This is a genomic window from Oribacterium sp. oral taxon 078 str. F0262 (genome assembly GCF_000160135.1).
Taxonomy (GTDB): domain Bacteria; phylum Bacillota; class Clostridia; order Lachnospirales; family Lachnospiraceae; genus Oribacterium.
Genome location: NZ_GG729934.1, coordinates 216454 through 242212, shown reverse-complemented (window position 1 = coordinate 242212; position 25759 = coordinate 216454). Strand labels below are relative to the sequence as shown.

At 55.4% G+C, this 25759-nt stretch carries 24 protein-coding genes and 2 tRNA genes; 1 reads left to right on the top strand and 25 read right to left on the bottom strand.

Annotation, left to right across the window (positions count from 1 at the left end):
• Position 1 precedes the first annotated feature (1 nt).
• The 11 genes from GCWU000341_RS04875 to secA all read right to left on the bottom strand — a co-directional run bounded on the left by GCWU000341_RS04875 (position 2) and on the right by secA (position 11048).
• Complete coding sequence (locus tag GCWU000341_RS04875) at positions 2-1195, bottom strand: galactokinase (protein WP_009214679.1); 1194 nt, start codon at positions 1193-1195, stop codon at positions 2-4.
• A 77-nt stretch (positions 1196-1272) separates the two neighbouring features.
• Positions 1273-1358, bottom strand: a tRNA-Ser gene (locus GCWU000341_RS04870).
• 20 nt (positions 1359-1378) lie between these two features.
• On the bottom strand, positions 1379-2146 hold the full coding sequence (gene ispD, locus GCWU000341_RS04865; protein WP_009214678.1) for a 2-C-methyl-D-erythritol 4-phosphate cytidylyltransferase: 768 nt from the start codon (positions 2144-2146) through the stop codon (positions 1379-1381).
• Positions 2143-3207: a tRNA (adenosine(37)-N6)-threonylcarbamoyltransferase complex transferase subunit TsaD gene (gene tsaD, locus GCWU000341_RS04860; protein ID WP_009214677.1), complete on the bottom strand. Its 1065-nt coding sequence runs from the start codon at positions 3205-3207 to the stop codon at positions 2143-2145. The genes ispD and tsaD overlap by 4 nt, the downstream gene beginning before the upstream one ends.
• The gene (locus tag GCWU000341_RS04855) at positions 3170-4129 is read right to left on the bottom strand and encodes a ribonuclease Z (RefSeq protein ID WP_009214676.1); all 960 of its coding nucleotides are present in this window, start codon (positions 4127-4129) and stop codon (positions 3170-3172) included. The genes tsaD and GCWU000341_RS04855 overlap by 38 nt, the downstream gene beginning before the upstream one ends.
• A gap of 7 nt (positions 4130-4136) precedes the next feature.
• Positions 4137-4580, bottom strand: coding sequence for a ribosomal protein S18-alanine N-acetyltransferase (rimI, locus tag GCWU000341_RS04850; RefSeq protein WP_009214675.1), 444 nt, complete (start codon positions 4578-4580; stop codon positions 4137-4139).
• Positions 4577-5356 (bottom strand): tRNA (adenosine(37)-N6)-threonylcarbamoyltransferase complex dimerization subunit type 1 TsaB, encoded by a 780-nt coding sequence (gene tsaB, locus GCWU000341_RS04845; RefSeq protein WP_009214674.1) that lies wholly within the window; start codon positions 5354-5356, stop codon positions 4577-4579. Before tsaB ends, rimI begins: the two co-directional genes overlap by 4 nt.
• Positions 5350-5784 (bottom strand): tRNA (adenosine(37)-N6)-threonylcarbamoyltransferase complex ATPase subunit type 1 TsaE, encoded by a 435-nt coding sequence (gene tsaE / locus GCWU000341_RS04840; RefSeq protein WP_009214673.1) that lies wholly within the window; start codon positions 5782-5784, stop codon positions 5350-5352. Before tsaE ends, tsaB begins: the two co-directional genes overlap by 7 nt.
• Complete coding sequence (locus GCWU000341_RS04835; protein ID WP_009214672.1) at positions 5774-7027, bottom strand: homoserine dehydrogenase; 1254 nt, start codon at positions 7025-7027, stop codon at positions 5774-5776. The genes tsaE and GCWU000341_RS04835 overlap by 11 nt, the downstream gene beginning before the upstream one ends.
• Positions 7028-7111: 84 nt before the next feature.
• On the bottom strand, positions 7112-8248 hold the full coding sequence (prfB, locus tag GCWU000341_RS04830) for a peptide chain release factor 2 (RefSeq protein WP_009214671.1): 1137 nt from the start codon (positions 8246-8248) through the stop codon (positions 7112-7114).
• Between the two features lie 151 nt (positions 8249-8399).
• Positions 8400-11048 (bottom strand): preprotein translocase subunit SecA, encoded by a 2649-nt coding sequence (gene secA / locus GCWU000341_RS04825; RefSeq protein WP_009214670.1) that lies wholly within the window; start codon positions 11046-11048, stop codon positions 8400-8402.
• Between the two features lie 302 nt (positions 11049-11350).
• Here secA and hpf point away from each other — a divergent pair, with 302 nt between their 5' ends.
• Positions 11351-11884: a ribosome hibernation-promoting factor, HPF/YfiA family gene (gene hpf, locus GCWU000341_RS04820; RefSeq protein WP_040653456.1), complete on the top strand. Its 534-nt coding sequence runs from the start codon at positions 11351-11353 to the stop codon at positions 11882-11884.
• Positions 11885-11899: 15 nt separating this feature from the next.
• On the opposite strand, the gene GCWU000341_RS04815 is transcribed toward hpf, so the two are convergent.
• From GCWU000341_RS04815 to GCWU000341_RS04750, 14 genes are all read right to left on the bottom strand, one after another.
• Positions 11900-12616, bottom strand: coding sequence for an SDR family NAD(P)-dependent oxidoreductase (locus GCWU000341_RS04815; protein WP_009214668.1), 717 nt, complete (start codon positions 12614-12616; stop codon positions 11900-11902).
• Between the two features lie 196 nt (positions 12617-12812).
• Positions 12813-12887 (bottom strand) — tRNA-Pro (locus GCWU000341_RS04810).
• Between the two features lie 88 nt (positions 12888-12975).
• Positions 12976-13662: a sce7726 family protein gene (locus GCWU000341_RS04805; protein ID WP_009214666.1), complete on the bottom strand. Its 687-nt coding sequence runs from the start codon at positions 13660-13662 to the stop codon at positions 12976-12978.
• A gap of 2 nt (positions 13663-13664) precedes the next feature.
• The gene (locus tag GCWU000341_RS04800; protein WP_155812651.1) at positions 13665-15077 is read right to left on the bottom strand and encodes an SGNH/GDSL hydrolase family protein; all 1413 of its coding nucleotides are present in this window, start codon (positions 15075-15077) and stop codon (positions 13665-13667) included.
• 155 nt (positions 15078-15232) lie between these two features.
• The gene (locus tag GCWU000341_RS04795) at positions 15233-16588 is read right to left on the bottom strand and encodes a family 4 glycosyl hydrolase (RefSeq protein ID WP_009214663.1); all 1356 of its coding nucleotides are present in this window, start codon (positions 16586-16588) and stop codon (positions 15233-15235) included.
• Positions 16585-17535 carry a carbohydrate kinase family protein gene (locus GCWU000341_RS04790; RefSeq protein WP_009214662.1) on the bottom strand — a complete coding sequence of 317 codons (951 nt, stop codon included), beginning with the start codon at positions 17533-17535 and terminating at the stop codon, positions 16585-16587. Before GCWU000341_RS04790 ends, GCWU000341_RS04795 begins: the two co-directional genes overlap by 4 nt.
• Before the next feature lie 52 nt (positions 17536-17587).
• On the bottom strand, positions 17588-18259 hold the full coding sequence (locus GCWU000341_RS04785; RefSeq protein WP_009214661.1) for a PIG-L family deacetylase: 672 nt from the start codon (positions 18257-18259) through the stop codon (positions 17588-17590).
• Positions 18260-18326: 67 nt separating this feature from the next.
• On the bottom strand, positions 18327-19148 hold the full coding sequence (locus GCWU000341_RS04780; RefSeq protein WP_009214660.1) for a carbohydrate ABC transporter permease: 822 nt from the start codon (positions 19146-19148) through the stop codon (positions 18327-18329).
• An 85-nt stretch (positions 19149-19233) separates the two neighbouring features.
• Complete coding sequence (locus GCWU000341_RS04775; RefSeq protein ID WP_009214659.1) at positions 19234-20142, bottom strand: carbohydrate ABC transporter permease; 909 nt, start codon at positions 20140-20142, stop codon at positions 19234-19236.
• A gap of 60 nt (positions 20143-20202) precedes the next feature.
• Positions 20203-21453 carry an ABC transporter substrate-binding protein gene (locus tag GCWU000341_RS04770; protein ID WP_009214658.1) on the bottom strand — a complete coding sequence of 417 codons (1251 nt, stop codon included), beginning with the start codon at positions 21451-21453 and terminating at the stop codon, positions 20203-20205.
• 30 nt (positions 21454-21483) lie between these two features.
• Entirely contained in the window at positions 21484-22467 is a 984-nt protein-coding gene (locus tag GCWU000341_RS04765; RefSeq protein WP_009214657.1) for a LacI family DNA-binding transcriptional regulator, read from the bottom strand.
• A 335-nt stretch (positions 22468-22802) separates the two neighbouring features.
• Positions 22803-23231, bottom strand: coding sequence for a hypothetical protein (locus GCWU000341_RS04760; protein WP_009214655.1), 429 nt, complete (start codon positions 23229-23231; stop codon positions 22803-22805).
• Positions 23232-23279: 48 nt separating this feature from the next.
• A complete protein-coding gene (locus GCWU000341_RS04755; protein ID WP_009214654.1) occupies positions 23280-24434 on the bottom strand; it encodes a phosphodiester glycosidase family protein in 1155 nt (384 codons plus the stop codon).
• A 59-nt stretch (positions 24435-24493) separates the two neighbouring features.
• Positions 24494-25663: a bifunctional glycosyltransferase family 2/GtrA family protein gene (locus tag GCWU000341_RS04750; protein ID WP_009214653.1), complete on the bottom strand. Its 1170-nt coding sequence runs from the start codon at positions 25661-25663 to the stop codon at positions 24494-24496.
• Positions 25664-25759: the final 96 nt, after the last annotated feature.

The following is a 25759-nucleotide window of genomic DNA, read 5'->3' as shown; positions in this document are numbered from 1 at the left end:
TCTATTTTTTCCGCCGGATACGAAGCTCCGCGGGGCCGCCTCCGACCTCCGGCTGATAAAAGCTGCAGGGATAGCCGAAGCTCTTCTGATACTGACTCTTCAGGCGCTTCTTGAATTCCGGGAGCGCATCCTTATGGACGAGGGAAACCGTGCAGCCCCCGAAGCCCCCGCCGGTCATCCGGGAGCCGAAGACTCCCTGCGTCTTCCAGGCCTCCGATGTGAGGAGATCCAGTTCCGGGCAGCTCACCTCATAATCATCCCTCAGAGAAATATGGGATTCATTCATCAGGATCCCGAAGTGCCGAAGATCATCCTGCTGCAGGGCGATATACGCGTCGATGACCCGGAGGTTCTCATAGACCGCGTGCTTCGCCCTCTTTTCCAAAAGAGGATCTCCGATGAGGAAGCGGTACTCCTCAAAGCTCTCTTCATCGAGCTCCCCGAGAGAATGGATCGGAAGGCGCCATTGCAGACGGCTGAGTGCCTCCTCGCATTCTCTCCTCCGGTCATTGTAGGCGCTCCCCACAAGCTTATGCTTTTTGTTGGTATTGGTGATGATGAGGCGGAGATCCCGAAAATCCAAAAGAGCATATTCAAAGGAGAGATCCTCTGTATTCAGATAGATCGCGTGATATTTTTTTCCCATGGCGCTCGCAAACTGATCCATAATGCCGCAGTTCATGCCGTTATAGCGGTTCTCCGCGTCCTGTCCCAGCAAAGCGAGATCCAAAAGCTCCAGCGGAAAATGAAAAAGCTCTCTCAGTAAATAGCCCGTCAGCACCTCGATGGATGCGCTGGAGGAGAGTCCCGAGCCGCTCGGGATATTCCCGCTGTAGCAGATGTCAAAGCCGTTCTCCAGAAAAAGGCCTCTCTCCCGAAAGGCCCAGATCACGCCCATCGGATAGCTGCTCCAGTTCTCCCCCTCCTCCCCCGGGCGAAACTCATAAATATTTGTCTCCAGCACACCGCAGTCCGGGAAATTCATGGAATAGAAACGAATATTTTGGTCTTTCCTCACTCTCACGGCGGCATAGGTCCCGAGAGAGAGCGCGCAGGGAAAGACATGTCCCCCGTTGTAATCCGTGTGTTCTCCGATCAGGTTGACCCGTCCCGGCGCAAAAAAGACGCGGATCCCCTCTTCGTCCCCGTAAAGCTCCTTGAACTTTGAAAGAAGTTCTTCTCTTATTTTCTCCATGGCTTTTGCTCCCGTTCCGATTCCCGAAAAAACGGGCACGATTCGTCTTACGGCGAAACATGCCCGCTTTCTGTTCGCGCAGAGGGTGGGGTTCGAACCCACGTGCCCTTTCGGACAAACGGTTTTCAAGACCGCCTCGTTATGACCACTTCGATACCCCTGCGGATATAAAACAGCTTCATTCTACCCGATCTGTTTTTTTGCGTCAAGCTCTAAGTGGAAAAAGAGCTTCGCGATCTCAAGGTCCTCTGCCGTCGTAATCTTTATATTCCGGTAGCTCCCCTCCACAAGCTTTACGGGAAGGGAGGAGAAAAGCTCCATGACCATCCCGTCGTCGGTGATGCTTTTTGCCCGCTCGGGGGAGAGCTCCCGAGACATCCTCCCATAGGCCCGGCAGAGCTCCCCCGCACGAAAGCTCTGCGGCGTCTGAACCTGCCAAAGGCTCCTTCTGTCCGGGCTCTCTCTGACAAAACCCTCCGGATCCGCCCTCTTGATCGTGTCCTTCACCGGAACGGAGAGGACGGCCGCGCCAAATTTTTCCGCGGCAAGGAGAGAATCCTCGATGAATTTCTCCCTGAGGAACGGCCGGGCGCTGTCCTGGATCAGTACAAGAGGAGCCTCCGTTTGATTTTCCTCCGAAAAAAAACGCTCCGGATAAAGCCGAAGGAGAGCATTTCGGACCGAGAGGCAGCGCTCTGCCCCGCCTGGCGAAAAAAGAAGCTCCTTCCCCCCCGGAGAAGGAAAAAGGGAGGAGAGAAGCTCCCGCGTCCTCTCCTCATCGCCCCGGGAGACCACGAGGCAGATTCTCTCAATCCGCGGACTCTCTAAAAGAGAGCGAAGGCTGTAATAAAAAAGCGGCTTCCCAAGGAGCGGAAGAAATTGCTTTTTCTCTCTTCCTCCCATCCGGCTTCCGCTCCCGGCCATCAAAAGGACCGCATCCGCCCCTCTCATCTTCCCTGCCCTTCCTCTCTCCCTCTCTTTGGACATAGGGCCCCAAGCGGCAGATTCGGGCAGGCGTTCAGGGACGCGCCGTCCCTCCTTCCCGAAAGATATTCATAGTAGCCGGCACAGGCGATCATCGCCGCGTTATCGGTGCAGAGCACAGGACTTGGGCGATAGAAGCGGATTCCGTTTTCCAGGCACTCCGCCTCCACTCTCTTTCGGAGAGCGGAATTGGAGGCAACCCCTCCGGCAATGGCAAGGCTTTCGCACTTTCTCTCCCGGCACAGCCGGATCGCCCGCGAGACAAGAGCCTCCGATACGGAGGCCTGGAAGGATGCGCAGAGATCCGGGACAGAGATCTCCTCCCCCGTCATCTTCGCCCTGTTGATGTAATTGAGAACTGCGGATTTAAGTCCCGAGAAGCTGAAATCGTAGGGATTCCCAGAGACCTCCCCCCGGGGGAAACGGATCGCCTCCGGATCCCCGCCCTCCGCGGCGCGGTCTACCTTGGGCCCTCCGGGATAGCCAAGGCCCACGGCGCGGGCGACCTTGTCGAAGGCCTCCCCCGCGGCATCGTCCCGGCTCTGCCCCAGGATCTCGAAGCTTCCGTAGTCCCGGACCAGGACAAGCTCTGTGTGACCGCCGGAGACGACGAGGCAGACAAAGGGAGGCCTTAGATCCGGATTCTCGATATAGTTTGCCGCGATATGTCCCGCAATATGATGGACCGCGACGAGGGGCTTTCCAATCGCATAGGCAAGTGCCTTGGCCTCGGAGACCCCGACCAGAAGGGCCCCCACAAGCCCGGGCCCGGAGGTCACGGCGACAGCGTCCAGAGAGGAGAAATCCAGCCCGGCCTCCGAGAGCGAAAGCTCTATAACCTCATCGATCTTCTCCAGATGCTTTCTCGATGCGATCTCCGGGACGACGCCGCCGTACTCTGTGTGCACCGCGATCTGGGAGGAGATCACATTGGAGAGGACCTCCCTGCCGTTTTTCGTGACCGCGGCCGCCGTCTCATCACAGCTCGTCTCAATCCCCAGTATCCGGATCTCTCTCTTCTCCCCCATCTTCCCCTTCCTCTTCGAAGTTCAGATCTCTGGACCAGCCGTCTCTCGCGAATTTCGCCGGGAAGATCTTTCGGATCTCATCCCGGTACTGCTCCGGCCGAAGCTCCGATGGCGAATAATGCGTGAACCAGAGCTCCCTCGGCCCTGCTTCCGCGGCAAGCATCGCCGCTTCCCGCATCGTCATATGCTTATAGCGGCGCGCGTTGTCCGTTTTGTCCTCCGTGCCGTACATCCCCTCGCAGATGAAGAGATCCGCATCCTTCGCCATCTCCGCGATGATCGGAACCGGCCTGGTATCCGTACAGTATACGACGGAAATCCCCCGTCTTTCCTTTCCCATGACCATCTCGGGGCGGTAGATGCGGTCCCTGTCCCGGATCTCCTCCCCGTGCTGAAGCCGGTTCCAGTAGCAAAGCGGAATCCCCTCCGCCCTTGCCCTCTCCGCGTCGAACTTCCCAAGGCGCGGGATGCTGATCCGGTAGCCATAGCAGCTGATCCCATGATTTACGCGGAAGGCCTGCACCTGAAAGGGAGCGGTGAGCTCCTCGGGGAGCCGGGGACGCTCCTCCGTGAGCTCATGAAGAAGGATGGGAAAGGGGAGCTCGGGCGCGATGACGCGAAGACCGTCCACCACTCTCCTAAGTCCCTTCGGTCCGATGATATGAAGCTCCTTCTTTCTCTCCGCATTTCCCATGCTTAAGAGCATGCCGGGAAGGCCCGATATATGATCCGCATGATAGTGGGTAAAGAGGATGAGGTCGATCGGATTCGGGGACCAGCCCTTCTCCCGCATCGCGATCTGCGTGCCCTCTCCGCAGTCCAGAAGGAGGCTTGAGCCGCTGCAGCGGAGCATGAGGCTCGTGAGCCATCGATTGGGGAGGGGCATCATTCCCCCGGTGCCGAGTAAGCAAAGATCCAGCATTTTCCCCCTATCCTTTCTTCAGCTCTTTCCGCATCACGATCCCGTCCTCACTCGGATATCGATAATAATCCCTGCGGACTCTCTCCCGGAGGAATCCTCTCCCCTCATAGAGCTTTCTCGCCGGAAGGTTCCCCTCCCGCACCTCAAGATAGACAGAGGAGACGCCTCTCTCCAGAGAAAGGGCCAGCATCTGATCCAAAAGCATGGCCCCGATCCCCCTCCTCCGGGCCGATTCCAGCACGCAGAGATTCTCGATCTCCGCCTCAGGCCCCAGGATCCGGAGGACGGAATAGGCGATCGTCCTGCCCTCCTCCCGAAACACAAGCGGAAGGTCATAGGCGTTGTCCAGGGCGGAGGTGAAGTCCGAAGGATTCCAGGCCATCCTCCCAAAATACTGTCTCTCCATGTCCAGGATCTCCGAAAGATCGGAAGCTCTCATCTCAAAAATCAATTTTCATACCCTCCGCTGTCGATCGGATAATTCCTGGGGAGAAGCCGATCCTTTGTCTCTCCTCCTCTCTTTTCTCCCAGAAGATCGTAATCCCTGAGTCCCTTCGCCTCTCTCTCCCGCTCCGCCTGCGGCTTCCTCACATAGTGAAGCCGGAATTTCTCCGCGCTCTTTGCGAGAGAAAAGTTCCTCTCTCCGAGAATGGCGATAGAGGAGGCCCGCTGCAAAAGATTTGCGGGAGAAGCGAGGACGAGCTTTTCCCCCAGGCATTCCGACAGAAGCTCTCGGTAGGGGAAGACACCGTCTCCCAGGAAAAGCTGCTTCCCCGGAAAGCTGCGGATCTTCTTGAGAAGACTCTCTATGGAGACTGCCTCCTCCGGCAGTACCTTCTCTCCGTGAAGATAGCTCGCCGTATAGACCTGGGATCTCCGAGCGTCCAGGATCGGGTGGACATAGCCCGGAAATTCAGAGACATTTTGCATCAGCCCTTCCAGAGTGCTGACCGGAAGGAGGGGAATCCCGCCCGGAAGCGCCAGACCCTTTGCGGTCGCAGCGCCGATCCGAAGCCCGGTAAAGGATCCCGGCCCCGCGCTGACCGCGATCAGGTCGAGATCGGACAGGCTCACCCCGCTCGCCTTCAGGAGCGCTTCGATCAGGGGAAGAAGCGTCTCCGAGTGCGTGAGCCCCACATTCAGACTGTATTCCGAGAGAAGCCTTCCATCCCGCAAAAGCGCCGCCCCCGCACTCCTTCCGGAGGCCTCTATCCCAAGCGTCAGCATTCCTCTCTCCCTCCCACAGTGATGAGACGGTAATCGAGTCCCTTCTGAAGGTCCTTCTCGATCCGGACAAGGACCGCGTCCTCCGGCAGGAGCTCTCTGATCCGCTCCGGCCATTCCACAAGGCTCACGCCCTCTCCGCCGTAGAAGCAGTCCTCATAGCCGATCTCCTCCATCTCGGAGGGATCCCCGATCCGATAGACATCAAAATGATAGAGCCTAAGTCGGCCCTCATAGCTTTTCAGGATGGGAAAGCTCGGAGAGCTTACCGTTTCCGTGACGCCGAGGCCCCGGGAAAAGCCCTTCGCAAAAACGGTCTTTCCGACTCCCAGCTCTCCGCTTAAGCAGTAGACGGAGCCGGGGCTGGCCTCTCTTCCGATCCTCTCTCCGAAGGAGAAGGTCTCCTCCGGACTATGGCTTTCAAATCTCATGATCTCCGCACTTCACCCGGATAAAATGAAAGATCCTCCTCCCGGTCTTCTCCTCGAAATCCTTCAGATTCGCGAGGAAATCCTCCTCAAAAAGGATATCCGTCAGGACGGCAAACTCATCGCTCCGACCGTTCAGACGGATCGGCCGAAAGGCTGTCTCCTCCTCCAAAAAGGCCTCCCTCAGCGCTTCCTCGAGTCCCTCCGGCGTGCCCTCGATCCGGGCGAGATAGCGAAAGGCATTGCTCCCCATGGGCTCGATCTCTATCATCTTTTCGGACCAGCCTATACCCTGGAAATGCCCTCTGTGCCGGACCGCCGCGATGATGTCGGAGACGACCGCAGAGGCCGTCGGGAGCTTTCCCGCCCCCATGCCGTAGAGCATGGTAGTCCCCAGACAGTTTCCGACGATGCGGATTCCGTTAAAGACCCCGTCCACCGGATAGAGCGGGTCCGAGCTCCCGATCATCAGAGGTGCGACATAGGCGAAATACCTGTCCTCCACCGCCTGAACAGAGCCGAGCAGGCGGATATTCATGCCGAGCTTCTCCGCATATTCAAAATCGATCGCGGAGACATTCCGGATCCCCTCCGTGTAGATATCCTCGTGGCGGCAGCGGTTCCCGGAGGTCATGGAGAGAAGAATCGCGGTCTTTCTCGAGGTATCGAAGCCGTCTACATCGGCAGAGGGATCCCTCTCCGCATAGCCGAGCTGCTGGGCCTCCCGGAGCGTCTCCGAAAAGCCTGCCCCCTTTTTCTTCATCTGGCTCAGGATGAAATTCGTCGTGCCGTTCAGGATGCCCGTGATCTCCGTGACCTCCTCCCCCGCATAGTTATGGTAGAGAGTCCGGATCACCGGGATCCCCCCTCCGACGGAGGCCTCAAAGTAGAAATTGCAGTCGTGCTCTCTCGCGGTGCGGATCAGCTTGGAGCCGCAGGCATCCACCACGGCCTTATTCGAAGAGATGACATGCTTTCCCTTCTCGAGACAGCTCTTGATATATTCATAGGCAGGGTGAATGCCCCCCATCGTTTCCACGACGAGCGCGACCTCCGGATCCTTCTCGATCACGGAGAAGTCGTGAATCAGACATTCTCCGTTCTCCGGGAGGGTCTTCTTCTGATCCAAGATATACTTCAGCTCGATGGGCTCCCCCACCTTCTTCATGATCTGATCCTGGTTGATCTTGAGTACCTCCGCGACACCGGAACCGATCACCCCATAGCCCATGATCGCAAGCTTCATGGCATTCCCCCTTTTCTCTCCGACCCCTTCTCTCCGGAGAAGGCCGCATCCTGCGGCCTCCCGCTCCCCAAAAGAGAAGAAAAATCAATCGCCGCCCTGTACCTTCCGATCCGGTCTTCCGAGCTGCACCCACTTAAGATATGCCGTGATAAAGCGGTCAATATCCCCGTCCAGCACCGCATCCGTGTTCCCCGTCTCCTCCCCGGTGCGGAGATCCTTTACCATGCGGTAGGGCTGGAGGACATAGGAGCGGATCTGAGAGCCCCAGCCGTTGTCCTTCACCTCTCCCCGGATCCCGGCGAGCTTCGCCTCCTGCTCTTCCTTCTCCTTGATGTAGAGCTTCGCCTTCAGCATCTGCATGGCCTTCTGGCGGTTCTGAAGCTGGGAGCGCTCCTCCTGGCAGGCCACGACAAAGCCGGTGGGAATGTGAATCAGGCGCACCGCGGAGGAGGTCTTGTTGATATGCTGTCCCCCGGCTCCGGAGGAGCGGAAGACCTCCATCTTGATGTCCTCCTCCCGGATATCCACATCGATATCCGTCTCGATATCCGGCATGACATCGCAGGACACAAAGGAGGTCTGGCGCTTCCCCTGTGCATTGAAGGGTGAGATCCGGACCAGACGGTGAATCCCGGACTCCGAGCGAAGATAGCCGTAGGCGTAGTCCCCGTCGATCTCCATCGTGACGGACTTGATTCCCGCCTCCTCTCCCTCCAGATAATCCAGAATCTTTATGCCAAAGCCCCTTCTCTCCGCCCAGCGGGTATACATGCGGTAGAGCATCCCTGCCCAGTCATTCGCCTCCGTACCGCCCGCTCCGGCGTTTAAGCGGAGGATCGCATTCATGGCATCGTATTCCCCGGAGAGGAGAAGTTGCGTGCTCATGCTGTCGAGCTTCTCCGAAAACTCCGAGAGGAGCTCCCGGATCTCCGGGATAACGGACTCATCTCCCTCCTCGACGCCCATCTCGATGAGAGCTCCGATGTCGTCATAGCTTTGCTTCAGACTCTGATAGCTCTCAAGCTCGTTTTTCAGATGATGATTTTCCGTGGAGAGGCGGTTCGCCCTCTCGGGGTCCGTCCAAAAATCCGGCTCCTCCATCATCCGGTCCAGCTCGAGAATTCTCTTCCTCTTATTCTCCAGATCCAGCGAAGCGCCCAGATGCTCCAGAGGCTCTGCCTTGGTGCTGAGTTCATATTTGAACTGATCAAACTCTATCATCCGTTCTCTCCTTTAATCTGAAGCGCTGAGCCTGACTGAATTCTAATAATCCGCCCCCATCCTTTATCTTCTCAGCGGGCGGACCGGATTCCGCTGCCTTCCTGCCGCAGTGCGGAAAAGCAGTCGGGGAAAAGTATAAACCGCTTCCCCCTCAGCTCTCCGCGGGGGATGCGGGAGCTGCCAGCTCCGCCGCGGGAGCCGCCCCCTCCGAAAGGAGCGATTTCTGATACTCGTCCTTTCCGTGGCAGTTCTTATATTTCTTTCCGGATCCGCAGGGACAGGGGTCATTCGGATAGATCTTTCGCTTCTCCCTGAGCTTCGGCTGCTTTACGCCCGTCTCATCGCGGTTTGTCGCAAGAGGCTTTGCGACCTGCTCTCTCTCCGGCTTTTCCTCTACGGTGAGATGGGTGAGAGCGCGGATCGTCTCCTCCTGGATTCCTCTCATCATCTCCTCAAACATCTCATAGCCCGTGATCTTATATTCGACGAGCGGATCCTTCTGCCCGTATGCCTGCAGGCCGATGCCGTCCCGGAGGATATCCATATCATCGATATGATTCATCCACTTCTGGTCAATGATCCGGAGGAGGATCACGCGCTCCACCTCTCTCATCTGCTCCGGATTCGGGAACTCCGCCTCCTTCTGCTCATAGATATGGAGTGCCTCCTCCTTCAGAAGCTGCCTGAGCTCACTCTTTGTCATGTGCTCAAACTGCTCTTCGCTGAGTTTCAGCTTCGGGAGAGGTATGATCTCCATCAGCGTGTCATTCAAGGCCTTCAGATTCCATTCCTTCGGCGTCTGATCGTCCAGGATGATGCTGTCGACATAATTGTCCACGATCTCTGTGAGGAAGCGGATCATGAGCGGGCGCAGATTGTCCCCCTCAAGGACCTTTTCTCTCTCCTCGTAGATGACATCCCTCTGCTCATTATTGACATCATCGTACTTCAGAAGATTCTCACGGATGCCGTAGTTGTTGAGCTCAATCTTCTCCTGCGCCTTCTCGATGGCACGGGAGAGCATGCTGTGGTGAATCTGCTCCCCGTCCGGGACGCCGAGGGCCTCGAACATGCCCATCAGGCGCTCGGAGCCGAAGAGGCGCATGAGATCGTCCTCCAAAGAGATATAGAACTGAGACTGGCCGGGATCCCCCTGCCGTCCGGAACGGCCGCGGAGCTGATTGTCGATCCGGCGGGACTCGTGCCGCTCGGTTCCGATGATGTGGAGGCCGCCCGCCTCCTTGGACTCCGGGTCCAGCTTGATATCCGTACCACGGCCGGCCATGTTGGTCGCGATGGTGACAGCGCCGTGCACTCCCGCCTTCTCGACAATCTCCGCCTCAAGCTCATGGAACTTCGCATTCAGGACATTGTGCGAAATGCCGCGCTTTTTCAGCATATGGGAGAGCATCTCCGAGGTCTCGATCGCTATGGTGCCGACCAGGATCGGAGCCTCCGTCTCGTGGATCCTGGAGATCTCATCCACGACGGCCTCGAACTTCTCCCTCTTTGTCTTATAGACCGCGTCATCCAGATCGTCGCGGATGACCTCCTTATTCGTCGGGATGCAGATGACATCCATGGAGTAGATATTTCGAAACTCCTTCTCCTCCGTCTGCGCGGTACCGGTCATTCCGGCCTTCTTTTCGAATTTATTGAAGAAATTCTGGAAGGTGATCGTCGCGAGCGTCCTGGACTCCCGCTTCACATGAACATGCTCCTTCGCCTCGATCGCCTGATGGAGCCCGTCGGAATAACGCCTCCCCGGCATGATTCGTCCGGTGAACTCGTCCACGATCAGGACCTCATCGTCCTTTACCACATAGTCCTTATCCCTCGCCATGAGATTGTTTGCCCGAAGAGCGAGGATAATATTGTGCTGAATCTCCAGGTTCTCGACATCGGAGAGGTTTCGGATATGGAAGTAATCCTCGACCTTCTTCACGCCCTGAAGCGTAAGGTTCACCGTCTTCTCCTTCTCATCGACGATGAAGTCCCCGCTCTCCTCGATCTCCTCTCCGAGGATCGCGTTGATCTTCGAAAATTCCGCGGATTCCTTTCCCCTCTCCAGCTGTCTTGCGAGCAGGTCGCAGACCTCATAGAGCTTCGTGGACTTCCCGGACTGACCCGAAATGATGAGCGGTGTCCGCGCCTCATCGATCAGGACAGAGTCGACCTCGTCGATGATGCAGTAGTGCAGGCCGCGGAGCACCTGCTGGTTTTTGTAGATCGCCATATTATCTCTGAGGTAATCGAAGCCGAGCTCATTGTTTGTGACATATGTGATGTCGCAGCCGTAGGCGGCCTGCCGCTCCTCCGTCTTCATATCGTTTAAGACGACGCCGACGGAGAGCCCGAGGAAGCGATGGACCTGCCCCATCCACTCCGCGTCACGCTTTGCCAGATAGTCGTTGACCGTGACGATATGCACGCCGTTTCCGGAGAGCGCGTTTAAGTAGGCCGGGCAGGTAGAGACCAGCGTCTTTCCTTCACCGGTTTTCATCTCCGCGATGCGCCCCTGGTGGAGCACGATGCCGCCGATCAGCTGTACCGGAAAATGCTCCATCCCGATCGAGCGCCTGGCCGCCTCTCTCACTGTCGCAAAGGCCTCGGGCAGGATGTCGTCCAGCGTCTTCCCCTCCGCGAGGAGCGCCTTGAATTTATCGGTCTGGCCCCTGAGCTCCTCATCCGTCTTCTTCGTCATTTCGTCCCGAAGAGAGAGAATTTTGTCCACCTTCGGCTGGATCAGCCGAAGTTCTCTGTCGGAATGCGTCCCGAATATTCTTTCTAAAAGGTTCATGCGTCCTCTACTCCTTTTTCTCCCGATACCATCCCGTCCGCTCCTTCTCCCGAAGCATCCTGCATCCCAGGGCGAATGCCGCCGTCGCTATGGGGAAGGGCTTTAACTTTCAAAGTCTAGCACATCGGAGAAGCTTATTCAAGCGATAGATTCCCCGCTCCGAGCCGCGGAGGCTCCGGAAATTTCGCCGAAAAAACATAGGTTTTTTGTTTTTTATATGGTATCATTACAGTATAGAAAAGGAAGGCCGTTCCGCAAAGTGCCGGCCGGAATTTCCACTTTCAGAAAGGGAGTGAATGTCTATGAAGCTAACGATCATCGGAAGAAACATCAGTGTGACGGACGGTCTCCGCAATATGGTGGAGAAAAAGCTGGGAAAGCTGGATAAGTTCTTCAGGCAGGATACTGCCTGCACCGTCACGCTCTCGACGCAGAAGGATATGCATAAGATCGAGGTGACCATCCCGGTAAAGGGAACCGTGATCCGGGCCGAGCAGGAGACGGAGGACATGTACCAGTCCATCGATCTGGTCGTGGATGTGATCGAGCGTCAGATTCAGAAATACCGCAAGAAGATCATTGACCGGAGGCAGAGCGCTCTGGCCTTCAGCGAGGCCTTCCTGGAGAAGGAGCAGGACAAGACAGAGGATGCCGAGATTCGCATCCTGAGGACAAAGCAGATTGATCTAAAGCCCATGACTCCGGAGGAGGCCTGCCTGCAGATGGAGCTCGTCGGACACAGCTTCTTCGTCTTCCAAAACGGGGACAGCGGAAAGGTCAATGTCGTCTATAAGAGAAAGGAAAATTCCTACGGACTGATTGAGCCGGAGGAATAAATCAAAGGCACAGTCTCAGATCCAGCCGCCGTCAAAGGCGATCAGCTGCCCCGTCATATAGGGCGGAGCCAAGGAAAGAAGCCGCAGGAACTCCGCGGCTTCTTTTGTGTCCGCCATCCTGCCGTAGGGGATCTCCCGGCAAAGCTCCTCCCTCTCCTCTTTGCTGAGCCAGGCATTCATATCGGTGTCCACTGCACCGAAGACCGCCGCGTTGACCGGAATATGATTCGGCGCAAGCTCCTTTGAGAGGGCCTTGGTAAAAGCGTTGATCCCGCCCTTTGTGAGAGAGTAGACGGTTTCCATGGAGGCTCCGGAGATCCCCCAGACGGAGGAGACATTCAGAATCCGGCCCTGCCGCGCCCTGAGAAGATAGGGAATCAATGCCCTTGTGAGGCGAAAAGGAGCACTCAGATTCGTATCCAAAACCTCCCGGTACTCCTCCTCCCCGACATCCTGCGTGAGAGAGAGGAGGGAAAGCCCCGCATTATTGATGAGGAGAAGCTCCCCCGGGGAAAGCGCCGCCTGTCCAAGCCTTTCCGAAAGAAGCTCTTCCGTGATCTCCCCCTCTACGATCGTGCAGCTTGTCCTTTTCTCGAGCCTCTCCGAGAGCTCTCGGAGAAGCCCGAAATGCCTCCTGCAGTTTAGGATGAGCTCCCAGCCGTCCTCCGAAAAGCGTTCCGCCACGGCTCTCCCGATCCCCCGGGACGCCCCTGTGATGATCGCAAGCTTCAAATCGATTCCGCTCCCCTCTCTAAAGTCCGAAGAGCCGAGAAGCTCACAGCTCTTCGAGAATACAAAAACAAAGGCAATAATCCTTTCGAATTATTGCCAAAAATCAAGAAACTGCAATCCAAAGCAAAAATATGCCATCCATTTTAACGATCCTTAAAAACAGTATCTGCGGTCTATCGTGATCCGATACTTCGAATCGGGGTGACAGGATTTGAACCTGCGGCCCCCTGGTCCCAAACCAGGTGCTCTAGCCAAACTGAGCCACACCCCGAAATCATTAAATTCCCGCTCCAAAAAACGGAACTTGGAACTGAATTATCATACTAAAAAGCGGAAGACTTGTCAAATATGCCGTTCCATCAGCGCTTCCTTCTGCCCCGGATCCGATGCGAAACATAGAGCTTCGCCTCCCTCCGCCGCGTTCTTCGGATTCCTGTCCCCGCGGAAAGCGCCCCGAGTCTCCCCCGCTCTCTCTTCCAGGCGAGGATCTCCTCCTCGATTTTAAGATAATCCCTCTCAAAAAGCTCCTCCGTGAGCTCATACGATAGAATTTCAGGGGGGAGGAGCTCTGTGAGCCTTCGGATGAGTGCGGCCTTAGAGAGAGAACTGTACTCCGGGAGTGCATTCCTTTTTAAAATGCGGGAGAGCTCCGGCCGGAAAAGCAGGGAGAGCTGCCTTTTCAAAGAGCGCTTTTTGTTTTCTCCCGCCGCCCGGAGCTCATAGAAATCCAGGCCCTCTCCGCTCTCCTCAATGGAGAGAATCCCCCAGCTCTCCGGCACATGCTCCGCCGCGTGCAGGGCATGGCTGCTCCCGACCGCGAGAATATTGTAGTCGAAATAGCGCTCATAATCCGGAACCTGCGTCTTCAGCCGGAGATAGCGGTCCGCGTCGCTCTTGATCTCAATGCCGTAGAGCGCACCCTCCGTGACCATGACGATATCCGCCCGGCTTTTCCCCATGATCTTTTCCTGTAAAATGCGGCATTTCCCGTAGCGCTCCTCCAAGAAATCAAAGAGGGGCTCGCGAATCTCCTTGTCCCGGAGCATGCTCAGGACTCCCCCACCGGTCCGTCTCCGATCCCGAGGATGACCTCATCCGTATTGTCGCTCTCCGACATGACTCCGCTCTCCGGAGCCTGTGTCTCCGGGACCTCCTGCGGAAGGCTCTCCGAAGCGCTTGTCCCATCGGAGGGAGCGGGGGCATCTCCGCCCGCCGTCTCGCTCTCCATCGGGGCAGGGGCCGGGAGGACGGTGAACTCCCTCTCTTTTGTCTCTCTTGTGAGCGGAATCGAACCGGAGAAGATCACCCCCTTAAACTGATCCGCCTGCTGCTCCGAAGCAAAGGTCATCGTGAGATCCGAGCTGATATTCGCCCCGTCCCCGATGATCTGGATATGCCTCTCCGAATCCTGATCTCCACTGTAATTTTCGGTCCTTCCTCCAAGAAGCTGCCCGTCTATCAGAGCGTTGACATCATTTTGCCCCTGGACCCACTGCCAGTCAATCCCGAGCAGAGAGGCGTCCGAGACGGAGAGAGCCTGAAGCTCTGCCGCGCTGATACGGAAGCTGTGGTCGTCTATCCTGGAAAAGGAAGAGGCAGGGACATAAAAATAATGGTCATAGGCCGCCGCATCGGGGTCCTTTCTCTCGATCTCCGCGCTGTCATAGCCCTGATAGCTGCTCACAAGCGGGGCAATCCCGTCTAAAATCCATTTCGCCCAGAGCTTCTGCCCCTCCGCATTCGGGATATGATTTTCCCCGGTAAAGCGGCTGTAGTCCTCCCCACTCATCGCATAGGCCTCGGCCTCATTGACGGTGAGCCCCTGGTAGTGCTCCGTGAGCTCCCGGATATAGGAGGCGGTCTCATCCGCATTTCTCCCTGGATCTGTGAGCGCGACGCTTTCTATCAGGGAGATCAGACTGCACTTTTCGTATTTCAGGCGGAGCGTCCGAAGCAGTCCCTCATAGCGAAGACGGAAGCTGAAGCTTTCATCATAGGAGCCGAGACAGAGAATCGCGGCATCCATCGGCTCATCCTTCGGAGCGTTCTCCAGCTGCACATAGGCGGAGTAGGCATCATTTCCCTCGGGAAGAGCGAGATTTACGATCTCCACTTCGGAGCCGTAGCGCTCCGACAGCTCTTTCCGGAGGATGGAAGTCCAGCTCTCCACTCCGTCCGGAAGCCCGGAGCTCTCCGCAAAATGATCCCCCAGGATCAATATGCGTACCTTCTCGCTGTCATGGAGCTTCTGGTAAAAGGACGCCTTCCCCTCGGAAACCGTCTTCACTGCCTCGCTCTCTCCGCTCTCCGGCTTTTTTCCCTCCGCCGCCATCGCGCGCTTTCCGTTCTGAACGCTTTTGTTCCAGGCGTCCCGCTCCGCTGTCACTCTCCCGACATAGACAGACAGCCCCGCCGCAAGCAATATCAGCAGCAGGACTGTCAGGAGTACAGCTCTTTTCATCCTGATCTTCCCCATTCACTTTTTCGGAGCCCAGGGAGGCCCCATTCCCCTTCTCTGTGCAAGTCCCGTAATGTCATTGTCATTTTTTAGATTATACGAAAAAGGGAAACGCTTTGCAAGGACAGGGAAGCTTTCTTCGGCCTTTTGATGAGGGACTAGCTCCACCCTCCACAGTATGGCGCGTTGAGCTCCAGATACTTTTCGCACAGCTCCTTCGCGAGGGAATAAGAATTGACCAGGGGATGAAGCATCAGGCAGTCTACGGCATCTTTGATCGAACGCCTGCGGAGCGCTCTCGATGCAAATCTCTCATAGCTTTTAACGCGCCGGATCAGTTCGAGTGCTCTCTCATCGACTTCCGGAAAGCGGTGGGGTCTCACGGAGCTTTCTGTGATCTCACAGCTGATTTCTACGACATCATCGTCCTTAAGTCCGGGAATCGCGCCCCGATTCGGCACAGATAAAATCATCGTTCCCGCCTTGCCCGACTTTAAGATCTCCAGGAAGCGAAGAGCGACCCCCGCATAGCCGTCGCCTCCGGAGGAAAGGGCCGGGGAAGAGTCCCGGTGTATCCCCGTCTCTCTCTCCATATAGGCATTTTCTCTCTCCCCATAGCAACGCTCAAAGCAGCGGAGACAGGCCTCAAAATCGCTCTTTACATCCATTCCGGACAGCTCCTCCGTCATGCGGCGGTTGATCTCCTCAATCCGCTCTCCTCTGGTAGAGGGAGCATTCAGAATGTTGGAAAGCGCCTTTTCCCGATAATAAAAATAATATAGATATTCATTTAAGCCAAGTCCCATGTGAAGGAGGAGATCCTTTTCAAAATAGCGAAGATCCGTCTTCTCGAGGGCATCCTCTCTCATGAGCAGCTCCTTCAGAAGCTCCTTTTTGTGCAGCCGGATCGAGGGGAAAAAGGAGAGATGGTTCAGTCCATAGCATTCCCCCTCCAGTTCCTCCGGGCGCACGCCATAGAGAGCGGCAAACTGGGACAGCATTCCGATCGGAGCATCACAGATCCCATAGGTGAAATCATAGCCCATATCCCGAAGTGTCTGGGATACCAGTCCTGCGGGATTTGTGAAATTAAATACCTTAATCGAGGGCTTCGCATACCGACGGGCCAGTTCACAGTATTCTGCGAGCGCCGGCACCGAGCGCATGGAGAAGGAAAAGCCGGCGGCACCGGTAGTTTCCTGGCCCAGCACACCGAGAGAAAGAGCAATTCTTTCGTCCTGTACCCGCAGGGAATCCCCGCCGACCCGGATCGCTGTGATAAGATAATCCGCATCCCGGACGGCTTCGACCGGGTCTTTTGTCATGGAAAAGGCGAGCTTTGGATTCAGCCGGCGGGAGAGCTCAGCGGAAAGTCCGCCGTATATCCGAAGTTTTTCTTCGTCGATGTCCATAAAGACAAGCTCTGTGATTCCAAGCTTCTTCGCCCGCTGCGCAATGCTTTTTGCAAGAAGCGGGGATCGGACCCCGCCCCCTCCGATTACCGAAAGCTTCATGCTCTCTCCCTCCTTTTCTGCCGGAAAGCTTCCCTATCAGAGCCTTCGTAAAAGCACTCATAGGCTTCCTGTATTCCGCCTTCATTGAGATCCGTACTCAAACAGCCGACCGCGGAGACGGCATTTCCTCCCGCGATATTCCCGTAGCGAAGGCAGCTTTCTATGCTTCTTCCGTGGCAAAGGCCGTAGAGAAAGCCCGCCGCAAAGGCGTCCCCCGCCCCTGTGGCATCCCGATATTTGACTGGGATCGGAGGAATCCGCTCTATATTTCCATTCTCCAAAAAGATACAGCCCGCTGCTCCGCATTTTATAATCGGTATTTTCTGGTACGGGGCCAGGGCAAGGAGTGCCCTCTCCGCTGTTTTCTCTCCTGTAATCATCATTGCCTCTTTTTCATTCGGAATGAAGAAATCCGTGTAGGGAAGAATCTCGCGGTAGCACTCCATCGTATTGTCCTCACTCCAGGAGGAATCCAGTACCACCACGCTCCCCTGCTCCTTCAGCTCCCGGCAGAGCTCCTTTTGATCCGCGGACAGATATATAATATCCGCGCCGTCGTAAAATCTCTTTCTCTTCTCCCGGCTCATGGCAAAGGCCGACGGATCCGGGCGGCAGGACATGATCCCGCGGTCTCCCGGGCAGGACATAACACAGCTCAGAGTGACAGGATCCTCTTCTTCCGTTTCCAGCATATTTTCCACTGCCGCTCCGTTTTTATTCAGCTCTCTTTTCAAAAAGGTGCTGAGCTTTCCCGTCCCGATATAGGTCCCGATTTTCACGGGAACACCCAGTCTTTTAAGCTGGATCAGAGTGGCAAGCGGACCTCCCCCAAGCTGACAGGAATAGGCTTTGCTGTAAAGCTCCTCTCCGAGGGAAGGAATCCTGTCTATGCCGCTGAAGATGATATCTATATTTGCAATCCCCATGCCGACAGCTCTTTTAGTCATCCCTCTCAGTACTCCTTCGAAATATTGCCATCCTGTACTTCCCTCTCTTCTCTCAGCGCTCCTTCGAAAAGAGTGCGCCCGGATGCCGGACCGTAAAAGCGGCCTTCAGATACAGCCCCTCCGCATATCCAACTCCCGCGATCTGCCCATAGGCCTCCGCCATCCTCATGCAGGGCTCCAGAATCTGCTGAGACGCGTGGGCCTCCAGGATCCGTCTTTTCCTGTCTATAACGTCCGAAATATCCACGTAGAGCTCCGGTCTTTGCCGGTTTCTTCGATCATCCACCCCGAAATACAAAAGGTCCTCGCAGTGCCACTCTTTGCCGTCCGGAGAGTACTTTTTCAGTCCCGCACAAAAGCGCGCAGCTTCCGTGATTTTTGAGACGGCGGCGTGGTCCGGATGATAGTCCTCCGACAGCAAGGTAAAGAGATATCTCGGCTCGCATTTCCGAAGATGCGGAATCAAAGCCTGCACTGCCTCCGGTGAATAGAATAATCCGGCATCCGGAAAATCCAGGACGGCGAAATAATCCAGCTCCATTTCTGAGGCCGCCTTCTCCGCCTCCTTCATTCTGAGCTCCGCCTCCGCATGTCCCCCCGCCTCTCCTTTGGTAAAGAGAACAAGTCCCGTGCAAAGTCCCTCCTGCTTCGCCTTGATAAAGGTCCCTCCCAGGCCGGCCTCCAGGTCGTCCGGGTGCGCGCAGACCGCCAAAAGATCAATCATTTTTACCTCCTTATAAGGGGACAAGTCCCTATCTGACGGACGCCGGATTTACACGGGAGTCGGGTCCTCACTGCTTGATTCCCGCTGTCGCGATCCCCTCGATGAACTGCCTTTGAAAGATAAAAAAGAGAAGAAGCATCGGAAGAACAGCGATCAGGCCGCCGGCCATGACCTGAGGATAGATCGTCGTATGCTCCCCGATCAACATGGAAAGCCCAGAGGACAATGTCATCTTGTCCATGGAATTGTTGACGATCAAAGGCCACATCAGATCCTTAAAGGCGGAAATCGCCGTGAGGATCGCAAGGGAAGACAGGGCCGGCCGGATCAGGGGCAGATGAATCCAAAGGTAGATCTGAAAATAATTGCAGCCGTCCAGGATGGCCGCTTCATCCAGACTTCTCGGGATTCCCCGGAAAAATTCGCGGAGCAGGTAGGTCCCAAAAGCGCTGAAGACCTTGGGAAGCCATAGTGCCGTGACCGTGTCCGCAAGGTGAAGCTTCACCATAGTTTCATAATTGGGGATCAGAAAGATCTGCCCCGGTGCCATCAAAAGGGCAAGAAGACTCCAGAAGATGAGCTCTCGTCCCGGAAAATGCAGCCTCGCAAAGGCATAGGCCGCCATGGAGCAAAGGCAAAGCTGAAATATGATGACGAAGAGGATCATCAAAAAGGTATTTGCATAAAATGCCGAAAATGGAAATTTTTTCAGGACAATACGGAAGTTCTCCAACCTGAAATTCTCCGGAATGAAGGTCGGAGGAATCCGTATACTCTCCTCATAGCTCTTAAATGCGGTCAAAACCGCCCATAGAAACGGAAAGACCGTGAGAAATGCACAGAGGCTCAGTGCCGCATAGAGAATGATCCTCTCTCTCCCCCTCTTCATTTTCACTCCGCCTCGCTTTCTGAAGCCCCCGGCTATAAGTCTTCGGGGAATCCATCCCTTCTCCAATCCCGCGCTTTACGGCACTTCAGTCATCGTAGAACACGATTCTTTTCTGTAAAAACATCAAAAGCATCGTGACCAAAAGAATCAAAAGGAACAAAATGACGCTGACCGCGGCTCCATAGCCCCTGTGTCCCATTACGAAGGACTGTCGAAAAAAATAGGATACCAGAGAGCGAGCGGAGGCCATGCCGATGCTTCCCTCGGGAATCATGAGATAAATGAAATCAAAGATCTGAAGTACATTGATGACCGTAGTGATCAGCACAAAGAAAATGACCGGGGACAAAAGGGGAAGCGTGATCGACGTAAACTGTCTCCATCTTCCCGCGCCGTCAATCTGGGCCGCCTCCCTGTAGCAGGACGGGATGCTTTGTAAGCCGGCAAGGAGTATGATGACCGGATAGGCGACATTCGCCCAGATAAAAACCAGGGAGACGGAGAAGAGCGCATAATTCGGATCTGAGAGCCAGGCGATCCTCTTCAGACTGAAAAGGGCGCGGATCTCATTGAAGAGACCGAACTCATAGTTCATCATCCATCTCCATATCAGTCCGATCGCGGAGGGAAGCGTGACCGCGGGCAGGAATATGCATACTCGAAGGAGGCCAATCCCTTTCAGCCTTACATTTAAGAGAAGGGCGAGAAGTACGGAGAGGAGGAGCACCGCAGGAACGCAGAATAGAGCATAGAGCGCGGTGTTTGCGGCCGCCCGGAGAAAGGCACCGTCCTTTGCGATCTCCATATAATTTTTTATACCGATCAATTCGGCATCGCCAAAGCTTCCCTTGTCGGTGAAGCCATAATAGAGATTCTTAAAAAACGCTCCGATATAGAAGAGGAGAACGCCCGCCATCAGCGGGGCGATCATCAGATAAGCAAAAATTGCCTCTCTTTTCCTCCTCCCTCCCGCAGATTCTGTCCTTCTTTTCATTGCAGTCTCACCACTCTCCGAAAAAACTCTTTCTGCCTTTCTCCGCCATCCGTTCTTCCGTCAGGTCTGCTCCTTATCCAGGATATCCTGCACCTCCTTCTGCATCGCCCGGCAGCCCTCCTCCGGGCTGAGCTCCTTCGCAAATATTTTCCCCGAGTAATCCGAGATCACCTGGTTCCAGTCCGCCGCAAGGAGCGATGTCGGATAGGGAAAGCCGGAATTCGCCGCCTCAAAGAGTACGGCGGTATCGATATGCTCTGCACGATAATACTGCTGCGCGCTTTTCAGCGCCGGGATATCGATCTTCTCCTCGGCCTGCATGCGGTTTGCCTCCTCTCCGGAGAGGTAGCGAATCAGCTTCCATGCGGCCTCCTTATCTTTGCAGTTCGCATTCATTGCATAGCTCAGACCTCCGATCACACTCTGATTTCCCTTCTCCCTGAGCGGCATCGGGACCGCGGCAATCTGATCTCCAAAGCCGGCCTGATCTAAAAGAGAGCATTTCCATGAGCCCATAAAGAGCATGGCCCCCTTTTTCGAGAGGAAAAGGTCCGTTCCCTTTGTATCCGAGAGAACCCGTGCGTCCGGCATCAATCCCTGATCCATGAGCTCAACGATATCCCGATAGGCCTCTATGCTTCCGGGCTCTCCGAGTCCTGTCTTCTTCCCGCTCTCATCCAGGATATATCCTCCCGACTGCACAATGAAATTAAAGTAGGACGGCTGCGGATCGAGCTCCATAAGGATCGGATAGATCTCAGAGCTCTTCGCCTTGAGCTCCTCCGCCTTTTTAACCATATCCTCCCAGGTCCAGCCGGGCTTTGGCTCTTCTACTCCATACTCTCTGAAAATCTCTTTGTTATAGAAAAGCTGCACCGTGTCCAGGCCCTTCGGCATGCCATACTGCCTGCCCTCATAGCGGCACATACCGGCGGAGGACGCGACATAGGCATCCATTGCAATTCCATCCTTTTCGAGATATCCGTCCAGTGCCTCCAAAAGCCCCGCCGACGCATATTTCGGGAGAAAAGTATTCATCCAGAAGACATCCGCCGCGCTGTCTGCCCCCATCGCGGCATCCAGCTTCGTCCAGTACTGAGACCATGGCGTCAGCTGCAGCTCCACGTCGATATCCGGGTTTTCCTCCTCGAATTTTTCTATGATCCTCTCAAATACCGGCTGCTGTACCTCATCCCAGATACAGAATGTGAGCTTCACGGAGGAAGCAGATCCGACCTTTTCGGGCGCAGTGCAAGCAAACAGAGACAGCGCCGCCGCCCCCGAAAGAATTGCCGTAAGCATTTTTTTCATCTCTCTTCTCCTCTCCTGCAATACCTTCGATCAGTCCGCCCTTTTGCAGCTTTCCCCCTCTTCGATGCGGTAGGGAACAATGCACTCCAGATTGTCCTCCGAATCCTCATTCAAAAAGGAGTCCAATGCAAGCTCCGCCATTTTTCTGAGGGGCTGCCGCACCGTGCTCAGACGGGGCACCATCCTTTGCGCGGTATCCGTACCGTCAAATCCCATGACCGAGACATCCCCCGGAACCGAGAGCCCCGACTGATATAAGGCGCTGATCGCGCCGAGAGCCATCTCATCGCTGAATGCATAGACAGCAGTGAAATGAAGTCCCTCCCGGAGCGCCTGAAGTACAAGCTTTCTTCCATTTTCCCAGCTGAGCTCTCCGTATTTTATGAGCTCCTCTCTGAGCTCTGCTCCCTCCTCCTCAAAAGCCCGCTTGCATCCCGTAATCCTCTGAAAGCCCGAACTGATTTTCTGGGGAGCGTCGGAGAGAATGAGGATGTCTCTATGGTGAAGGGATAAGAGATAGTGACAGCCGGCGCGGGCCGCCGCGAGATCATTGATATGGATCATCTTGTTTCTTCTGTCCCGCGCGGCGCCGCCGAAAATGACGGTTTTGATATTTTTCGCCTTGATATAATTCGTAATCTCGCGGTTCAGATCCTCTTCAAAATAGATCACACCCGTGATCTGTGAATCGCTGAAAATTTTCTTATACTTTTCACAGTCTCCGCTGAGCGGGAGCACAATGAGATGATAGGCATAGCGGCGGCTCTCCTCGATCAATATCTTCAATGCGTCGCTATAATACAAAAGCCTGAGATCGGAAAAAAGCACAGCCACGGCACCCGGATTTCTTCTCTTCGATCTTCCCCGGATCGGCACATAACCGAGCTGCTCCGCCGCCCTCCCTATTTTCCTCGCCGTGTCTCCCAGGACGACAGAGCTTCCTGTGAAATACCGGGACACTGTCGCCGTTGAGACTCCCGCCGCCTTTGCTACCTGCCGTATCGTGACTGCCATCCCTTTTTCATCCTCCCTGGTACAAAAGCTGAAGTGGTTTGATACGCTTCCACTGCCTTCCGGGGAATTCTTTCCGGGAAATCCTGTAATTCCGACCGATCCTTTCTACTTGAAACCGATTATACTGTCACGCCGCTTTACGGGCAATATTGTTACATGGATTACATGGATGTTACATGAATTACATCCGATCAGGGAAGCAATGCGGCAAAGCCTTCGTGTCTTCTGCATTTCCATATCCGTTCTCCCGCATAAAAAAACGGCCCTGCCAAAAAGGCAGAGCCGGGGAGCTTTTCCTTGGAGGAAGCCATTGGAGGAAGCGCTCCAATGCCGCATTATCCTTCCTCTAAGGCTGCGGGTCTTCTTCCCTTTCCTCCCATAAAGAGAAGAGCCCCTAAGACGAGGAGCAGGGCTCCGAGGAGGAAGTAGGGTTTTTCGAGGGGACTCTGTGTTCCGTAGATCTCCAGGATGCCCCGGAAGAGACTCCCGAGCGTGAGAGTCCCAGCTCCGGCGTTCCAGAGTGTCCAGACGGCTCCTCCCTCTTCCAAAGGACGCTCTCTCCCTCTCCTCCGATTCTCCAAAAGGAGTAAAACAAATCTCGGAAGGGCGAGGAGGAGAAGCGGAAAGAGAAAGGCAAAGACCATGTAATTTGAGTAGACGCCGTGTCCGAAATGCTCGTAGACCGCGGAGAAAATCCCCACAAGGGCGGTGATTCCCAGGGCGGAAAGACAGGGGCGAAGGTAAGGATTTCTATCAGCTTTCATTCTTTTCTCCTCCTGATTCCTCGGATTTTAATCCTCAGCTTTTCATTCTCAGCTTTTCTTGATGTATACGATGTCACTGACGGCGCGCTCCGATATCCTGTCTCCTCCCGTGGTCGGCTTATTGACGACTTCTCCCTGAAATACCATGGCAGAGGAGCCGCCGCCGTCCAGGTTATAGGCAGTTTTACATCCAAGCTCCTGCAAAAACTCCGAAAGCTCGTAGAGACTGAGCCCCGCGCTCTCCTCTGTCCTCCCGTCGGAGACGACGAAAACGTAATGATTTTCTCCCAAAATCCCGATCGCGGTTCTCGGATTGCTGGCCATTGCCATTCCGACCTCCTCGTTCTCCGAGACCTGAATCTCCGAATTTTTGAGAAGGGCCGGCCCGAAGGAAAAGACCTGTTCGGCCCCGGCGCTGAGAAGCTCAGATGCGCTGTAGTCGGATTCCGATACGATCCGAAAGGAGCCATCCTTCATTATGGCGAGATCCTCATTCTCTGATCCGCTGTCCCGGTAGAGCTCTCCGTTTCGTATGACATAGCCGTTCTGCCGGGAACCGTAGAAGTCTCCGTTGATCGCAAGAACCGCATCGTTTTCCTCCGCCGTCACAGAAGTGAGCGCCTTGATATTCCGCCCGTAGCTGCCGTTGGCAAACGCTGTTCTAAGGCTTGACGCCTCCGTGAGCGTGATGTCTGCTACATAGACTGTACTGCCCTTATAGCGGTAGGAGCGGACACTGATCCTGCTCTTTTGATCCTCATAGCTCCCGATGAGAGTTCCCGCGCTTTCTCCGGAGTCCTCACTTGTCTCCGTTTTCTCACTCTCTGTACCGCTGTTCCCCTTTCCCCCTCCTTTGGAGGAGGCGGAGGAGGACGTAGTGTCAGAGCTTTTCTCTCCATTGTTTCCGGAGCTCTCCGCCCCGCTGCTGCCGGAGGTTTTCTCCCGGATCTTCGCCTCTACGCTCTCCTGAATCGTCCGGCTCGCCCCGCTCTCTCCGCTGGATTTCGCGGAGCTTGTTTTAATGGAAACGCTGTCCCCCTCCTGCAAGGCTAAGAGCTTCTCCTCGCTCAGAGAGGCATCTGCCGCAAGGACGCTTTTCTCCATGCGGCGCGGTATGACAAAGGTGTCCAGCAGGGCATACGCGGTAAATGCCGTGAGAAAAATCCCATAGCAAAGTCCGAAGTATCTCTTTCTTCTTTTCATAAGCTGCTCCCCCTATACTCTCTATAGAAAGCGGTCAAAGCATAGCTTTTGTCCTCTTTTCATAAGCTGCTCCCCCTATACCCTCCATAGAAAGCGGTCAAAGCATAGCTTTTGTCCTCTCCCTCTGTCTTCTTTCGCTCCGCGCTCTCTTCTATCCTGTATTCTATCCTGGATTCCTCCGGCTTTCCCGCCTCCGCGCCGGATTTCCTGTCCGAGAAAATCAGTCTCTGCTGCACGAGATAGCTGAAGGAAAAGAGGAGGAGCTCTGTGAGAAGCTTCGCCGGGAAGGGATGCATATGAAGCCCCATGAGAAGCGCGCTGAGAATAATGCTGTTTAGAAGCAGGATTCCCGCTGCGAGAAGAGCATAGCGCGCGGCGCTTCGCAAAAGTCCCTTCTCCGAATGGAAGACAAGCCTTCTGTTGATGCAAAAATTCACGCCGGCCGAGACGAGCCTCGCCAGTCCGTTCGCGAGAACAGCCGGAAGTCCGAATAGTCCCAGGAGAAGGTTGTAGAGGGAAAAGTCCAGGAGGAAGGAGAAAAGGGAGCTCATCCCAAAGCGGAAAATCTGTCCGTAGATTCGGATGGAATCCTTTAAGCTGTCAAAGTGACTCCCCCTGTTGTTCTCAAAGTATATCGTCTCGATCGGGATCTCCCGGATCGTGAGCTTCTCCCTTGCGAAAAGAAGGAGCATGTTCATCTCGTACTCATATCGATCCCCCCGGATCTCCAGAAGCCTCGGGAGAAGCCTCTCCGTAAAGGCGCGAAGTCCGGTCTGGGTATCATAAATCCTCGTCCCGCTTATGAGCGAAAAGACCGCTCTCGTTATCGCGTTTCCGATACGGCTTCGAAGCGGAGAACTCCGGGACTGCCTCCGGGAGCCGAGGAAGAGGCTTCCGCGCTCCTTCTCCGCCGCTCTTAAGAGACGGAGCGCATCCCGGACCTGATGCTGCCCGTCACAGTCCAATGTCACGATGCTGTACTCGCCTTTGAAATGCTCCTCAATGTAGCGCATCCCGGCCTTCAGCGCCGCCCCCTTTCCCCGGTTTTCCGGAAATCGGAGGAGCAGCACCTCCGGGGGGAGATTCTCGAAAATACTGTCAAAGCGGCTTCCGGAGCCGTCATCCACGACGATGCATCGGATCCCCGTCTCCAGGCACTCCTTTAAAACCGTGAAGATTTTCCAGTCCGGCTCATAGGCCGGGATAAGGGCAATTCTGATCCTCTCCATATTTCTCCTTTCCGGATGCCTCCTTACTGAGCGGAGCATTTGCCGCATTTCGACCGGCTGCGCTTCCTATCCGGCGCTGCCTCTCACAAGGCTCCT